Origin of the sequence: Mesorhizobium sp. M0960 (assembly GCF_040319055.1) — a bacterium.
GTDB lineage: Bacteria > Pseudomonadota > Alphaproteobacteria > Rhizobiales > Rhizobiaceae > Mesorhizobium.
Map to the genome: position 1 here is coordinate 195,947 of NZ_JAMYNN010000004.1, position 16,738 is coordinate 212,684.

A 16,738-nucleotide genomic window follows, 5' to 3' on the forward strand; every position below is an offset into this window, starting at 1 on the left:
TTCCGAGTTGCGTGCCTGTCTCGGCCGGTTCCGCCTACCGCAGCGCCGCCGCGATGTTGCCGCCGTCGACCGTCGTCACATCGGCTGTGGTCCGATCGGCCAGCGCTTGATGCAGAAAGGCCTGGGCGACGTCTTCGGCCGTCACTTCCTGCCCGAGCAGGTTGCCGGACATGTACTCCTTCTCCGATACGCCGCGCGCGCCCGAGCGGCTGGCGATCATGGCGTCGGTCAACAGCCCCGAACGGATGCGGTCGGCGTTGACGGCATTGGAGCGGATGCCTTGCGCGCCGTAGTCGAGCGCATATTGCCTGGACATGAACAGCGTTGCCGCCTTCGGGATGCCGTAAGCGCCGAACTTCGGTCCCGGATTGATCGCCTGCTTGGAGGTATTGAACAACAGCACGCCGCCGGTGCCCTGTTCGAGCATGATGCGCACGGCATTCTGCGCCGCCGACTGGTGGGCGAAGAAATTGAGTTCGAAACTTTTGCGCAAAGTGGCGTCGTCGAGCTCGCCGATCCGGCCCTCCCAGGCTGCGCCCGCATTGGAGACGAGAATGTCGAGGCCGCCGAAGACGGCGACGGCTTTGTCGAACGCAGCGCGCATCTGCTCCGGATCGGTGATGTCGGCGCCAATGCCGATCGAACCGTTACCGGCTTTTTTGGCGGCCTCGGCAGCTCTTGACCCGTCGACATCGACGACCACCGCATGGGCACCGTTGTCGGCGAATAGCTTTGCCGTGGCAGCACCGATCGCGCCGGCGCCGCCGGTGACCAGTACCACCTGGCCGGTCAGCGGCTTCGGCTTGTTGGCGGCGAGTTTGGCCTGTTCCAGCGACCAGTATTCGAGCGGGAACAGATCGGCTTTGGAGAGCGGGCGGAAATCGCCGACGGCTTCGGCGCCGCGTACCGCCTCGATCCACATTTCGCCGACGTCGGAGGCGATCTTCGCGTCCTTGAGCGTGCGGCCGTGGCCGAACATGCCGAGGCCGGGCACCAGCGTCAGCCGTGGCATCGTGTCGAGCATGGTGCGCTTCACGTCGTCGAGCGCATCGTTGGTTTCGAAATAGGCGCCATAGTCCTTGGCGAATTTTTCGACATGCTGGCGGATGACGGATTTGTAGTCGCCGACATTGTCCGCGTCGGGCGCCGGCAGTGCCATCGGTCCGGTCTTGATGCGGATCGACAGGTCGGGCGTCGACACGCCGCGTCCGGCATAGTCGGCAATTCTAGCCGAATTGATGAAATCGACGATCGCATCCGAGGTGCGGAAATCGCTGACCATGCGGTCGAAGCGGCCTTCGCCGCGTGCCACCGCCACCGCGCCGCGCAGCATCGGCGCAATGTCCGCGGGCTTGGCCAATCTGGCCGGCAAGGCCGCTTTTTCGGTGCGCGGCTTGCCGTGGCTGGCGATGAAATCCTCGGCGACGTTCACATAATGGATCATCCGGTCATAGGCCTGCCTGGCATCGTCGCCGAAGGTGAAAATGCCGTGCTTGTCGAGGATCAGGCCTTCGACCGTCGGGTCGGCGTCGAAAACATCGGCGGCAGCCTTCGCCAGATCGAAGCCCGGCATGATGTAAGGCACGAACCCCATTTTCTCGCCGAACACTTTTCTGCTCAGCGCCTCGCTGTCCTCCTGGTCGACGATGGCCAGGATTGCGGTCGAATGCGTGTGGTCAACGAATTTGTGCGGCAGGAAGGCGTGCAGCAGCGTCTCGACCGAAGGGTTGGGCGAGGACGGATCGATCAGGTTCGCCCGCTGCAGCGCGACCATGTCCTCGTCGGAGAGCTTCTTGAGCGACCGCGCCTTCAACAGCGCGCCGAGCTTGACCGCCGGCAGGCCCTGCGGCTCGATGACGCCCATGTCCCAGCCGCTGCCCTTGACGCAGAGCACGTCCCATTCGTCGCCGACAAGATCGGTGGCCTTGGTCTTGCACGAGGTGTTGCCGCCGCCATGCAGGACGAGCCGCGGCTCGCCGCCCAGCAGCCTGGTCGTATAGACGCGCAGCGCCAGGTCGCGGGCCACACCCTTCTTTGCATAGTCGGCGACCAGCTTCTCCGCGTCGCCGTCATTCCACAGGTTCTTCATGTCAGCTTCGTCCGATTTCTCTTTTGTTGTGAACAGGAATGCCGCGACGCCCTGATGACAATGCGTCGGCGACTGAAACTAGGTATCAGGCGACCTTTTCTGCTACTGCTCCGGCATGGTCGAGCAGCCGTCGCGCCATGCGCGCGCCGACGACGAGATGGGTGCAGAGCCCGCCGGCGATCGCCGCGACGAGCGGTTCGAACTTGCTCTCTTCCTGCACCACCACAAGGCGCTTTTCGATCTGGCGCAGCGATGACAGCTCTGCCGAAATCAGCCGGCGGTTGTAGCTGCAGTCGAGCGCCTGGCCTTCGGTATCGATGATCTGCCCGGCAATGACGCCGGCTGCACCCGCCTTGCGCAATGCAGCCATTTCGCTTGGCGTCAGCGCGCCGCATTTGACCAGATGGCTGTCGGTATCCACCGAGCCAACCGAGTATAGCGCCAGGTCGCAGTCACCGATACCCGACAACTGCTCGCGGATCACCGGTTCGGCGCGCAGGCCGCGTGCCAGTTCTTCCGTCGTCAGCACCAGCGGCGCGTAAAAATTCAGCCCCTTGGCATTGAGCCGGCGCGCGATTTCCATGGTGCATTGGTCCGGCCGGTACGAATAGGGTGCTCCCAGATTGCCGCAGAGCTGCACCACAGTCACGTCCTGCAGGTCGGCATAGGACATGATGTCGGCGATCGTGTAGATGGTCCGCCCCCAGGCGACGCCGATACGGTCGCCCTTCCTGACCAACTCAAGAAAGACGCTTGCCGCCAGCACCGCGATGTCGGTCGACGGATCGGCGACATAGCCGTTTTCCGGCGCGATCCAGACCGCGTCGAGCTTAAGCGCGTCTTCCAGCTTGCGTGCCAGCACGTCGTCGGTGAAAAGCTGGGTCGAGGTGGAGATGTTGACGATGCCGGTCTCGCGCGCCTTGCGCAGATACATGGCCACCGAGGCACGGGAAATCTTGAGTTGGCTGGCCACCTGGTCCTGGCGCAGGCCGTGTGCATAGTAAAGCCAGGCGGCCTTGTGGATAAGCTGTTCTGCCGGTCGGATCGCCATACCATCTCCTCGCTGACATTAGTCACGGCTCTCGACAAAAGTCAAATTGGGAGGAAGGCATAGATGCCCTTGCGCTCGCCGAATCTAGACCATTCTTGTGCCAAGCGCGGTCTATGATGGCATCGTTGGTGGTGACGGGCCGGAAGCCGGTAGCTAAAGTTCTCGACGAACACATTGCGGAGGACGGGATGGGCAATCCCTATGAACAGGACCTCGACCGGAACCCGGCCAACCACCAGCCGCTGACGCCGCTGACCTATTTTGAACGGGCGGCAAAAACCTTTCCCGACCAGACCGCCATCATCCATGGCCGCCAGCGCACGACCTATCGCGATTTCTGGAAGCGCTCGCTGAGGCTTGCCTCGGCGCTGGCGAAGCGCGGCATCGGCAGGGGCGACACCGTTACCGTCATGCTGTCCAACACGCCGCCGATGCTGGAAGCGCATTTCGGCGTGCCGATGACCAAGGCGGTGCTGCATTCGCTCAACACCCGCCTCGACGCCGCGGTCATTGCCTTCCAGCTCGAGCATGCCGAAACCAAGGTGCTGATCGTCGACCGCGAATTCGCCGGCGTGGTTCGACAAGCGCTGACGCTGGCCAAGGTCAAGCCGCTGGTGATCGACTACGACGATCCCGATTACGCCGCCGACGCGCCCTATGCCAAGGGCCTGCGGATCGGCACGCTCGACTACGAGGCGTTTGTCGCCGGCGGCGACGAGGATTTCGCCTGGTCGATGCCGGACGACGAATGGGACGCCATATCGCTCAACTACACCTCCGGCACGACAGGCAATCCGAAGGGCGTCGTCTGCCACCACCGCGGCGCGGCACTGATGGCCTATGCCAACACCATCCATGCCGGCATGGGCAAGCACCCGGTCTACCTCTGGACGTTGCCGATGTTCCACTGCAACGGCTGGTGCTTTCCCTGGACGCTTGCCGTGCAGGCTGGCACCCATGTCTGCCTGCGCTGGGTGCGGCCGAAGCCGATCTACGACGCCATCGCTGATCACGGCGTCACCCATCTCTGCGGTGCACCCATAGTCATGTCGGTGCTGATCAACGCCAGGGACGAGGACAAGCGGCAGTTCCCGCAGACCGTCACCTTCAACACCGCCGCGGCGCCGCCGCCCGAGGCGGTGCTGTCGGGCATGGCCGATGCGGGCTTTGCCGTCACCCATCTCTACGGCCTGACCGAAACCTATGGCCCGGCCGTCGTCAACGAATGGCATGGCGATTGGGACCGGCTGGAGAAAGGGGCGAGGGTGGCAAAGAAGGCCAGGCAAGGCGTACGCTATGCCGCGCTCGAAGGCCTGACGGTGATGGACCCGCAGACGATGCAAGAGACGCCGGCCGACGGCGAGACGATCGGCGAGGTGATGTTCCGCGGCAATATCGTCATGAAGGGCTATCTCAGGAACCGCAAGGCGAGCGATGAGGCCTTTGCCGGCGGCTGGTTCCATTCGGGCGACCTCGGCGTCATGCACCCGGATGGCTACGTCCAGCTCAAGGACCGTTCCAAGGACATCATCATCTCCGGCGGCGAAAACATCTCCTCGATCGAGGTCGAGGAGGCACTCTACAAGCATCCTGCCGTCGCTTCTTGCGGCGTTGTCGCCCGATCCGACGACAAATGGGGCGAGGTGCCGGTCGCCTATGTCGAGTTGAAGCCGGGCAAGGCGGCGACCGAGGCCGAAATCATTGAGCACTGCCGCGCGCTGCTCGCCCCCTTCAAGGTGCCGAAAGCGGTGATCTTTGCAGAAATCCCTAAGACTTCGACGGGCAAGATCCAGAAGTTCCGGCTGCGGGAGATGGCGAAGCAGCCTTAGCGCCTGACCCGAAAACGGAACCGATTTCGGGAGGCATCATTTCAAAATCCTGTGCGTTCAAAAAGACGCGCGGTGTTGCAGGCGCGCCCGGCGGGAACCACATGCGCTTCATGGGCCAACTCCGTCCAGAGATGTCACCATCTGTCATCAGCGGCGTCAGCTGGCCGAAATCATGTCTTGACAGGTGATGGTTTTCAATTTACGAGTGACGAAATTCTAAATTCGTCAGTCGTAAATTTTGGCCAACGAGATGCTTGAAACCTTAGACACCACCGCCGATTCCGCCCGCCAGGAAAATGTCACGCGCATCCTGGATTGCGCGGAGCGATTGTTCCGCCACTACGGCTACGGCAAGACCAACGTCGCCGACATAGCGCGCGAACTTGGCATGTCGACCGCCAACATCTATCGCTTCTTCGCCTCCAAGGTGGAAATTCACCAGGCGGTTTGCGGCCGTATGCTCGCCACCTGCTACCGGTTGACCTACGAAGCCTGCCATGGTCCCGGCACCGCCAGCGAGAAGCTCCGCCGCTATGTGCATACGCACTATCAGTGGACGCTCGAGACCATGATCGACCAGGAGAAAGTGCACGAGATGGTCATCGTCGCCATCGAACGCGATTGGCATGTCATCGAAAAGCACATCGACAGCATCCACGAATTGGTCGCGGAAGTGATCCGCGAGGGCATCGCCACCGGCGAGTTCGTCGATCAGGATCCGGTGATCGCGTCCAGGTGTTTCGGCGCTGCTATTATCAGCCTCTGTCATCCGCAGATGATGGCCCAATGCCTCGCCAAGAAGAACCGGGCGACGCCGGACGAGCTTACCGAGTTTGCCATCAGAGCCTTGAAGAAATGACCGTTGCCGCCCGTCGGGCGGTGATGTCGGCAATTCATCCCCACAGTTCGGGAGTACGAAAAGTGTCTTTGTCCAAGTCCATCACCTACAGGCTACCGGCCGCCGGCCTGGCACTGATTGTCGTTGCCGCTCTCGGCCTCGCCGGCTGCTCGCAGGAGAAAGCCGAGGTCAAGGAGATCATCCGCCCGGTCAAGGTGGTCGAGATCGCCAAGGCGAGCGATACCCGTCAGCTCTCCTATTCCGGATCGGTGCGCGCCCGCACCGAGATGAATCTCGGCTTTCGCATCAACGGCAAGATCACCGAGCGCCTTGTCGACATCGGTGACCGCGTCAAGCCCGGCGACGTTCTCGCCCGCATCGATCCCACCGACTACGAGCTTTCGGTGAGAAGCGCCCAGGCCAGCCTCGATGCCGCCGACCGTCAGGTCGAGACAGTCGAGCTTACGCGCAAGCGCGCCGAACAGCTCTACGCCAAGAATTTCGCACCGAAGTCGCAGCTCGAGCAGGCGACGCTCAGTTACAATCAGGCGGTCGCCACGCGCGACTCCGCCCGCTCGCAGCTTGCCCAGGCACAGAACCAGGTCCGCTATACCGATCTCAAGGCGGACAAGAATGGCATCGTCACCGCCGTTGCCGCCGATGTCGGCCAGGTGGTCGGCTCAGGCACGCCGGTGGTGACCGTTGCCATCGACGGCGAGAAGGAAGTCCTGATCGCTGTTCCCGAAACCGATATCGCCGAGTTCAAGCCGGGCAAGACCGTCAAGGCGGGTTTCTGGTCCGATGAGGCGCTGACGCTCGAAGGCAAGGTCCGCGAAGTCGCCGGCAGCGCCGATCCGCAGTCGCGCACCTTTGCCGTTCGCGTCAGCCTGCCCAACGATCCGAACGTGCTGCTTGGCATGACGGCCTCCATCGAAGCCGCGGCGGGCAACCGGCAGCAGCTGGTGTCGATCCCGCTGAGCGCATTGGCACAAAAGGACAGCCAATCGATCGTCTGGACCGTCGACCGCAGTGGCGGTACCGTTCATGCGCATCCGGTCAAGGTCGCCGCCTTCACGCCTGACGGCGTCAGTGTCGCCGACGGGCTGAAGCCGGGCGATGTGGTCGTCGCTGCCGGCACGCAGTTCATGACCGAGAATCTGAAAGTCAAGCTTACCGGTGATGCAGCACAACAGTCGGCCTCGGCCGATGATGACGCCGCAAGGCGCTTGCGCTGACGGCCAGGCAATTCACGGTTTCCGGGCGGCAGGCGCCCCCGATTTTCGAGATCTCAGGTCGATGTAACCCCCACATCGATCCTCGTGTCCCACCGCGATGTAGATCTCTCAACTCGGAAAGCCTCGCCGCTCGGAAGCCCACATCGGAAGTTCCTTGGGCATGCGAAAGCGCGTGCTCTGTTGATCAAATTGAAACGGACTGACGCCGATGACCACCGACACCACTGAAAAGCGGTCTTTCAATCTTTCGCGCTGGGCAATCGGCCATCCGAGCATTGCCCGCTTCCTGTTCGGGCTTATCATCGTCGCCGGTGCGCTCGGCCTGATGCGCATGGGCCAGAAGGAAGATCCCGATTTCACCTTCCGCGTCATGGTCGTCCAGGCGATCTGGCCGGGCTCCTCGATCAAGGAGATGGAGGACCAGGTCGTCAACAAGATCGAGCGCAAGTTGCAGGAAACGCCGCATCTCGATTTCGTCCGCTCCTACACCCGCGCCGGCAGCGCCATCATCACCTTGCAGGTCAAGGGCGACACCAGTCCCGCGCAGGTCGCGGATGCGTTCTATCAGGTGCGCAAGAAGGTCGGCGATATCTCGAATGAACTGCCGCAGGGCTTGCTCGGGCCCTACTTCAACGACGAATTCGGCGACACATTCATCACCCTGCATTCGATCAGCGGCGATGGCTACGGCTATCCCGAGCTGAAGAAATTCGCCATCCAGGCACGCGACATGCTGCTGACGACGCCCGGCGTCGAGAAAGCCGTGATCATCGGCGACCAGCCGGAAAAGCTCTACATCGACGTTTCATCCAAGGTGCTTGCCGAACGCGGCCTGACGCTGACCGACCTGCAGAATGCGATCAGGGGCCAGAACAATGTCGACCCGGCAGGTTCGGTCGACACCGGCCAGCGTTCGGTGCGCATCTCGGTCGAAGGCGACGTGGCCAGGGCGGCCGACATTCGCGAGCTTCGGCTGCGGGCCGGCAACCAGGTGACGCGCCTCGGCGACATCGCCACCGTGACCTCCGGCCTCGAGGACCCTTATCAGCGCAAATACCGCTTCAACGGCCATGACAGCGTCCAGCTCGGCGTCGTCATGGCCAAGGGCTTCAACGTCACCGACGTCGGCAAGGACGTCGAAGCGACCTACAAGCGCTTCGAGGAGGCGCTGCCCTATGGCGTGTCGGTGGACCAGGTCTCCGACCAGCCGGAAGTCGTCAAGGATGCGGTGGCCGAGTTCATGGAAGCGCTCGGTGAAGCGCTGCTGATCGTGCTTGTCGTCTCGTTCCTGTCGATCGGCTGGCGTTCGGGTCTGGTGATCGCGATCGTCATTCCGCTGGTCCTGGCCGCCACCTTCGCCATCATGTACGAGCTCGGCATCGACCTGCAGCGCATCTCGCTCGGCGCGCTGATCATCGCCCTTGGCCTCTTGGTCGACGACGCGATGATCGTCGTCGAAATGATGGAGCGAAAGCTCGAGGAAGGCTTGGTCAAGGTCGAGGCGGCGAGCTTCGCCTATTCCTCGACCGCCTTCCCGATGCTGACCGGCACGCTGATCACCACGGCCGGCTTCATCCCCGTCGGTTTCGCCGCCTCGACGGCCGGCGAATATGTGCGCACCCTGTTCTACGTCGTCGGTATCGCGCTGGTCGTGTCCTGGTTCGCGGCGGTCTATTTCACGCCATGGCTCGGCCACATGATCCTGAAGCAGCGCAAGCACGCCGGCAGCCATCACGATGTCTTCGACACGGGCTTCTACCGTCGCCTTCGCTCGACCGTGACCTGGGCCGTGCGCCATCGCATCATCGTGCTGGTGATGACGATGATGACCTTTGCCACCAGCCTGTGGGCGTTCCAGTTCATCCCGCAGAATTTCTTCCCGCAATCGTCGCGGCCGGAAATCCTTGTCGACCTCTGGCTGCCGGAAGGCACCAGCATCAAGGAAGTCGAGACACAGGCCAAGGCGCTCGAAGCCAGGATGATGGACGACAAGGACAAGCGCTTCATCGCCACCTATATCGGCGAAGGCGCGCCGCGTTTCTTCCTGCCGCTCGACCAGCAGCTTCGCAATCCGAATTTCGCCCAGCTTCTGGTGATGGCCAATGACGAACCGGCCCGCGAGCGGCTGATTGTCAAGCTGCGCACCATCCTGGCCGAGGATTTCCCGTCGATCCGCGCCAAGGTCGACCGCCTGTTCCTTGGTCCGCCGACCGGCTGGCCGGTGCAGATGCGCGTCATGGGTCCGGATCGCCAGGAGGTGCGCCGCATCGCCGACGAGGTGAAGGCGAAGTTCCAGGCAAATCCGCTGCTCGGCGCCATCCACGACGACTGGCTGGAGCCGGTGCCGGCGATGAAGCTGGTGATCGACCAGGATCGCGCCCGTGCGCTCGGCGTCACCTCGCAGCGCATCCGCCAGATGCTGCAGGCGACCATGTCGGGAGCGCCGCTCGATGACTTCCGCGACGGCGAGGAGACGGTTTCGATCGTCGCCCGCGAACCGGAGGCAAGCCGTCACCTGCTGTCGGCGGTCGATTCCGTCTATATCCCGACGGATTTCGGTGGCTCCGTGCCGCTGTCGCAGGTCGCCAAGATTGTCCCGGTGCTGGAGCAAGGCGTCGAATGGCGGCGCGACCGCTTGCCGACCATCAGCGTACGCGCCACGCTGCCGGATGGCGTGCAGCCGAACGATGTCGCCATGAAAATGTATGGCGAGATGTCGGGCCTGCGCGCCGGCCTCGCACCCGGCTACAAGATCGAGATCCAGGGCGGCGCCGAGGATGCGGCCGAAAGCCAGGCCTCGATTGCGGCGAAAGCTCCAGTCATGCTGGCGGTCATCGTCGTGCTGCTGATGATCCAGCTGCAGCATTTCGGGAAGGCGATGCTGGTGCTGGCGACCGGTCCGCTCGGCATCATCGGTGCGGCGGCGGCACTTTTGATCAGCGGTGCGCCGTTCGGCTTCGTCGCCATCCTCGGTGTTATCGCCCTGCTCGGCATCATCATGCGAAACTCGATCATCCTGGTCGATCAGATCGACCAGGACATCGCCGCCGGCGTGGAGCGCTCCGAGGCCATCATCGGCTCGGCCGTTCGCCGGTTCCGGCCGATCGTGCTGACGGCGCTGACGGCGGTGCTGGCGCTGATCCCGATCTCGCGCGGCGTCTTCTGGGGGCCGCTCGCCTATGCCATGATGGGCGGCATCCTGGTCGCCACGGTGCTGACCATCCTTGTCCTGCCGGCAGCCTACGCGCTGTTCTTCGGCCGGGAGCCCAAGAAGGTGGTGGAGCAGCCGGCCGAGACGGAAGAAAAGAACGAAAGGCCGCAACTGGCCCTGGCGGCCGAATAGAGCTGTTGGCAAATGTGACCTCCGGCGGTTTAATCCGCCCACCAGGCGTAGGTGCCGGAGGAGGACCGTCATGACCATAGCTCAGGCACCGCTGCGGCTGCCGATCGACGGACGCCATCGCCAGATGTTCATCGGCGGTGGCTGGGTCGATGCCCGCTCCGGCCGGACCATGGAGACCCGCAATCCTGCCACCGGCGCGGTCATCGCCACGGTGCCGCGCGGAGACCGCCTCGACATCGACTTGGCGGTGACTGCCGCCCGCAAGGCGTTCGAGGGACCGTGGAGCCGGCTCAAACCTTACGAGCGGCAGGTACTGCTGCTGAGGATCGCCGATCTCTTCGAAAAGAACTGGGAAGAGATCAGCCTCTCCGACACCACCGACATGGGTATGCCGATCGTGCGCACCCGCGCCAATCGCAACCGCGTCATCGGCATGCTGCGCTATTATGCCGGCATGGCGACGGCGCTGCACGGCGAGACGATCGAGAACTCGCTGCCCGGCGAAATCGTCTCCTTCACCCGCAAGGAGGCGGTCGGCGTCGTCGGCGCCATCATTCCCTGGAACGCGCCGACCGCCGCGTCGATCTGGAAAATCGGCCCGGCGCTGGCGACCGGCTGTACCATCGTGCTGAAACCATCGGAAGAGGCGCCGCTGACGCCACTGCTGATCGCCGACATCATGAACGAGGCCGGCGTCCCGGAAGGCGTCGTCAACATCGTCACCGGCACCGGCACCGAGGCGGGCGCCGCACTCGCCGAGCACATGGGCGTCGACAAAATCGTCTTCACCGGCTCGACGGCGACCGGCCAGTCGATCGTGCGCGCCTCGGCCGGCAACCTCAAGCGCGTCTCGCTGGAGCTTGGCGGCAAGTCGCCGGTCATCGTCTGCGCCGATGCCGATCTCGACAAAGCGGTGCCGGTGGCCGCGATGTCGGTGTTCGCCAATTCCGGCCAGATCTGCATCGCCGGTTCGCGCCTTTTCGTCGAACGCGCGGTCCATGACGAGTTCATCGAGCGTCTCGCGGCATACGCCAAGGGTCTCAGGGTCGGCGACGGCATCGACCCGGCGACCGAGATCGGCCCGCTCGTCTCCGAAAAGCAGTTGCAACGGGTCACCGGTTACCTCGAGGCCGGTACTGCAGAAGGGGCGAAACTCGTCACCGGAGGCACCCGGCTTGTGGAAGGCGCGCTTGCCGCCGGCAATTTCGTCGCGCCGACTGTCTTTGCCGGCGTCTCGGACGATATGAAGATCGCGCGCGAGGAGATCTTCGGGCCGGTGATTTCAGCCTTGCCGTTCGATACGCTGGACGAGGCGGTCGAGCGGGCCAACAACACGCCTTACGGCCTGGCTGCAGGGGTCTTCACCCAAAATCTCGCCACCGCCCACCGGCTGTCGCAAAAGATCCGCGCCGGCTCGGTCTGGGTCAACACCTATCACGCCATCGATCCGGCCGTGCCCTTCGGCGGCTACAAGATGAGCGGCTACGGCCGCGAGGGCGGCGCCGAACACCTTGACGAATATCTCAACACCAAGGGCGTGTTCATCAAGATCGATTGAGCCAGAATAGGCCCAGAAACGAAAAACCCGCCTCAGCGGCGGGTCTCGGGGCGAATCAGCACCATGGCGGGATTAGTAGCATAGCTGCCGGCACAAAGCAAGAACAAAATGCAAGCGATCGAGCGCGCATCGCGCGCCCAATCCGTAGAACGGTTCATCGTTTCACGGAAACGCCGAACCGCTCTATTTTTTGTTTTGAGGCAATTCCGGCCGGAAAACCGTTCACACCTTTTCCTGGAATTGCTCTCAAGGCAAGCCTCAGATGACGAACAGCCAGTTGGCGAGCAGCATCACCGCGACGCCGGCGATCAGCGTCAGGTAGGGCAGCATGCCCGCCTTTCGCACTGCGAGGTCGGACGAGTTCATGCCGAGATCGGCCAGCATGTGGTCGGGGAACTTGCCTTTGTCCTGGATGTAGTGCCGGAAGCAGAACACCGGGATGATCAAGGCGGCCGTGATCAGCCCGGCCCACAATGCCATCGGGTTCCAGACCTTGGCTCCGGCGCCCATGAAGACCGCGTTGACAGAGGCAAAGATCGCGCCGAGGCCGAGCAGCCAGCTCGGCGCCTTCCAAGGCCGCGCGATGTGGCCATTGTCGATGCGGTGGATCCAGCCGGCGTTGAGGTTGAGGAAATTGAAGATGATGTAGCCGCAATTCGACACCGCCAGGATGAAGAAGAAGCTCGTCGCGTCGGCCGAGGCGATGGCCAGCACGATCAGGTTGAAGATCAGGTCCGTCCACATCGCCCGCGTCGGCGCGCCGTGCTCGTTGACATGGCTGAGGTAGCGCGGCAGCCAGCCATCGACCGAACCCTGGTAGAGCGTGCGCGAGGAGCCGGCCATCGCCGTCATGATGCAGAGCACCAGCGCCAGGATCATCAGCATCACCAGCAGGCTGTGGATCAACTGTCCGCCGCCGACCATGCCGGCCAGCGCGTCGGCAACGCCGGAGCCGTCGACGATCGGCGTCGCCAGCATGCCGTTCAAGCCGAGCACGCCCTGAAAGGTGAATGGCACCAGGATGAACAGCAGCATGCACAACAGGCCGGAATAAAAGATCGCCTTGAAGGTATCTGTGCCGGGGTTCTTGAACTCGGAGGTGTAACAGACGGCGGTCTCGAAACCGTAAGTTGACCAGGCCGCGATGAACATGCCGCCGAGCACCAGCGTCCAGCCGGCGATGTTCCACGCACCGGGCTCCGGCGCATAGGCTGCCGCGAGCGGCACCAGCGCCGAAAAGTTTGCCCAGTCGATCTGGCCGGTGACGATCGGCACCACGCCGACGATCAGCATCGGGATGATAACCAGCAGGCCGATATATTTCTGCACGTTGGCGGTGCCAAGGATGCCGCGATGCTGGATGGAGAAGATGATCAGCATCAGCACCGCGCCGATGAAGAAGGTGGCATTGAAGGTGAAGGAAACCGGGCCAAGCGTATGACCGTAAAGCGTCCAGTTGCGGATCGCCGGCGTCGCCGCAGTGGTGACCGCGGTGATGGCGTCGGCGGCGCTGGTTCCGGCATGGGCCGCGATATAGGCGGCGACTTCCGGCGAAGTGTCGGTGAACAGCGGCACCGGCGCCAGCGCATTGAGGATATAGGCGGCGGCGATCGAGCAGCCGAGCGACAGCACCGGCGACCAGGCGAACCAGTTGCACCACACCGAAAGCGGCGCGATGAATTTCGAATAGCGCAGCCACGCGGTGGCGCCATAGATCGAGGCGCCGCCGGACTTGTTCGGGAACAGGCCGGCGATTTCCGCATAGGTGAAGGATTGCAGGAAGCCCATGATCATGGATGCGGTCCAGATCATGAAGGCCAGCGTTCCGGTGGTGCCGGCAATGCCGCCGATCGAAAACAGGACAAGGGCCGGAACGCCGCTTGCCACCCAAAAGGCGCCGCGCCAATCGATGTTTCGGTGCAGCTGCCCTTTGGCAGGCGGCACCAGGGTGGTGACTATCGTGCTCATTTACGCGAATTCCCCATTTTTGATGTTCCCCATCGGCAACAGCCGCAATCTCGCGAGGCGTCATCGACGCTCACGTTGAACGGCCCAAGCGTTTCCGCTCAGTAGTATTTTATTCTTAGCAGTGAAGATTGACCCAACGCGCTTTCAGGTCAAGCGGTTTGTGACGCTGTGCACATTGCGCTTGTGAAACAGTCGAGCTTCGTTGGCGCTGCCAACAGGTCCACAAGGGGAGAAGGGAAGAACCAGGCAGCGTCGATCAGGAGCGCGGCCTGGTCTTCTGCGGATCGTAGTGGGCAATGGCGACGACGCGCGCCGGCAGCCGCTTGCTGTGGCCGTCGAGCTTGCCGATCTCGACCTCGGTGCCAATCGCCGAATGCGCGACGTCGAGCCTGGCCAGCGCGATATTCTTGTTCAGCACCGGCGAACGCATGCCGGAGGTGACGACGCCGACCTGGGCGCGGCCGACATGCACGCAATCGCCGTGGCCGACCGCGACATTGGCGTCGATGTCGAGGCCGACCAGCTTCTTCTGGGGGTTTTCCTTGCGGCGGATCAGCGCCTCGCGGCCGATGAAATCGTCGGTCTTGGTCTTTAGCGGCACGGTGAAGCCGATGCCGGCCTCGAAGGGGTCGGTCTGGTCGGAGAACTCGTAGCCGGCAAAGATCAGCCCGGCCTCGATGCGCACCATGTCGAGCGCTTGCAGCCCCATCGGCTTCAGGCCGTGCGGCTGGCCGGCCTCCCAGATGGCGTCGAACACCTTTTCGGCGTCGCGCGGATGGCACCAGATCTCGTAGCCGAGCTCGCCGGTGTAACCGGTGCGCGAAACGACGACCGGAATGCCGTTGCCGCCGCCGATGCGGGCGACGGCAAAGCGGAACCACTCGAGCTCGTCGATCGACGGCTGCAGCGGCGAGGTCCAGATGATCTGCCTGAGAATGTCGCGGCTTTTCGGTCCCTGCACGGCGACATTGTGCATCTGGTCGGTCGATGAACGCACCAGCACGGTAAGGCCGAGTTTCGTCGCCGTTTCGCGCAGCCATTCGCCGGATAGATCGTCGCCGCCAACCCAGCGGAAATTATCCTTGCCGAGCCGAAGCAGCGTGCCGTCGTCGATCATGCCGCCATGCTCGTAGCACATGGCGGAATAGACGACCTGGCCGACGCCGAGCTTCCTGATGTCGCGGGTCAGCGTGTATTGCAGCAGCGCTTCCGAATCCGGGCCGGTGATCTCGAACTTGCGCAGCGGCGACAGGTCCATGATCACTGCATCCTGCCGGCAGGCCCAGTATTCGCCGATCGGGCCTTGCTTGGCGAAGGAATTGGCCAGCCAATAACCCTTGTACTCGACGAAGTTGCGGGTGTGCTTGGCAAAGCTCGAATGAAAGGCGGTCTCGCGGGTCATTTTCGGTTCCGAATCGGGCGTCATGCGTCTGGCGATCGCTCGCGAGAATTTGTGCTGGCCGGAATAGGTCCGCACATGGATGTCGGTCGGGTTCCAGCCATTGGCCGGCGTCGTATCGTCGGGGCAGGCGGACGAGACGCAGACGATGTCGGTCAGCGCCCGCAGCAGCACATAGTCGCCCGGCCGCGACCACGGCTCGTCGGAAACCACGACGCCATACGCGTCGATGGCCGTGTTGAAGAACAAGTTGATCGCCATCCAGCCGGCGCGGGGCGTCACGCCCTTGTCGGCCAGCGCGCGGTTGAAATTCTCCGAGCAGTTGGGATGGCCGGGATAGCCGATGTCGTCGTAATATTTGGCAGCGCAGGCGAGCGCGAATGCATCGTGGCGGCCGCAAGTGTCCTGGATAACCTCGACCAGCGGCTCCATGTCCTGGTCATAATATTTCGAGTGCAGCCCGGGCATCGGATAGCTCGAACCCATCAGCGTGCGCGTCGTCGTCACGTCGAGCGGATGATCGCGGCCCTTGTCCAGCTTGCGCGCCGAAAAGCACTGGAAGTCGGTGCATTGGCGCCCGTCGACATCGATGATCTGCAGATAGTCGCCGGCTTTGACGAAATAGGCTTCCGCCGTCGCCGAATGGACGCGCAGATCGAGCACCGGATCGGCCAGCGGGTGGGCAAGCCGCGACTTCGCAGCTGGACGGATCGTGGCGCGGCGCAGGATGACGCTGAGCGGCGTTGCGGTATCGTGGCCGTCGACCAGCATCGGACCGCCGGGTGCAGCGACGAGCATCGAGCCGTCGCGGGCGATCGCAAAGCTCTGTTCGGTGCCGGCAGGGGTGGAGCCGCCGAAGACGCGGACCGCCTTTGCCTGATCTAGCTGTACCTGGCGACGTTCGAGGCCTCGGCGCAAGGAAGCGAGGCTATCGTCGCTATCGGCCAGCAGCGCCTTAATGCCGGCGGCATTGCTGTTCGATTTTTCGCCGAGAATACCGGGATCGGTTACGCCGGTGCTGTCCCATACCAGCAGCTCGCAGGCCTGCCCGCCCTCGATATTGCGCACAGTGATGCTGTCGCCGGCCTCGACCTCGATCAGCACCGCGCCATTGCCCTGAACCGAATAGCGCTCCATCCCGGCCGGCAGCGCGATCTGGCCTGGCCGCAGGATCAGACTCGGCCGGGGCGGTCCGGCGGCGATTACGGGGTAGGGCGACTGGCTCATCTCAACCCTGGTTTCGAGAAACAAGTTTGCCTGTGCGTGAAATTATTTTAGCGGGAAGAATAGGGCAGAAGAGCCGGAGTTGGCAAGGTGAAGGTGGCACAAGCTCCCCCTTCTCCCCTTGGGGAGAAGGTGTCGCCGAAGGCGACGGATGAGGGGTGTTCCAGGGAACGCCAGCCTCTCACTCCGCTGGAACACCCCTCA

At 63.2% G+C, this 16,738-nt stretch carries 9 protein-coding genes; 5 read left to right on the forward strand and 4 right to left on the reverse strand.

Annotated features, from left to right (window positions below):
• Positions 1 to 34: 34 nt before the first annotated feature.
• Together NKH63_RS11690 and NKH63_RS11695 are read right to left on the reverse strand one after the other, a co-directional pair.
• Positions 35 to 2,089, reverse strand: a complete 2,055-nt coding sequence (locus NKH63_RS11690; protein ID WP_352917882.1) for a bifunctional aldolase/short-chain dehydrogenase — start codon at positions 2,087 to 2,089, stop codon at positions 35 to 37.
• An 85-nt stretch (positions 2,090 to 2,174) separates the two neighbouring features.
• Entirely contained in the window at positions 2,175 to 3,140 is a 966-nt protein-coding gene (locus NKH63_RS11695) for a sugar-binding transcriptional regulator (RefSeq protein WP_352482687.1), read from the reverse strand.
• A gap of 188 nt (positions 3,141 to 3,328) precedes the next feature.
• Here NKH63_RS11695 and NKH63_RS11700 point away from each other — a divergent pair, with 188 nt between their 5' ends.
• From NKH63_RS11700 to NKH63_RS11720, 5 genes are all read left to right on the forward strand, one after another.
• Complete coding sequence (locus tag NKH63_RS11700) at positions 3,329 to 4,969, forward strand: acyl-CoA synthetase (RefSeq protein ID WP_352917883.1); 1,641 nt, start codon at positions 3,329 to 3,331, stop codon at positions 4,967 to 4,969.
• Between the two features lie 250 nt (positions 4,970 to 5,219).
• Positions 5,220 to 5,828: a TetR/AcrR family transcriptional regulator gene (locus NKH63_RS11705; protein ID WP_023716752.1), complete on the forward strand. Its 609-nt coding sequence runs from the start codon at positions 5,220 to 5,222 to the stop codon at positions 5,826 to 5,828.
• 62 nt (positions 5,829 to 5,890) lie between these two features.
• Complete coding sequence (locus NKH63_RS11710) at positions 5,891 to 7,042, forward strand: efflux RND transporter periplasmic adaptor subunit (protein WP_023716753.1); 1,152 nt, start codon at positions 5,891 to 5,893, stop codon at positions 7,040 to 7,042.
• 208 nt (positions 7,043 to 7,250) lie between these two features.
• Positions 7,251 to 10,385: an efflux RND transporter permease subunit gene (locus NKH63_RS11715; RefSeq protein ID WP_352493975.1), complete on the forward strand. Its 3,135-nt coding sequence runs from the start codon at positions 7,251 to 7,253 to the stop codon at positions 10,383 to 10,385.
• Positions 10,386 to 10,455: 70 nt separating this feature from the next.
• Positions 10,456 to 11,943, forward strand: coding sequence for an aldehyde dehydrogenase family protein (locus tag NKH63_RS11720; RefSeq protein ID WP_023716755.1), 1,488 nt, complete (start codon positions 10,456 to 10,458; stop codon positions 11,941 to 11,943).
• Between the two features lie 258 nt (positions 11,944 to 12,201).
• On the opposite strand, the gene NKH63_RS11725 is transcribed toward NKH63_RS11720, so the two are convergent.
• Complete coding sequence (locus NKH63_RS11725) at positions 12,202 to 13,911, reverse strand: trimethylamine N-oxide permease (protein WP_352917884.1); 1,710 nt, start codon at positions 13,909 to 13,911, stop codon at positions 12,202 to 12,204.
• A 256-nt stretch (positions 13,912 to 14,167) separates the two neighbouring features.
• Complete coding sequence (locus NKH63_RS11730) at positions 14,168 to 16,537, reverse strand: trimethylamine N-oxide demethylase (RefSeq protein ID WP_352917885.1); 2,370 nt, start codon at positions 16,535 to 16,537, stop codon at positions 14,168 to 14,170.
• Positions 16,538 to 16,738 lie beyond the last annotated feature (201 nt).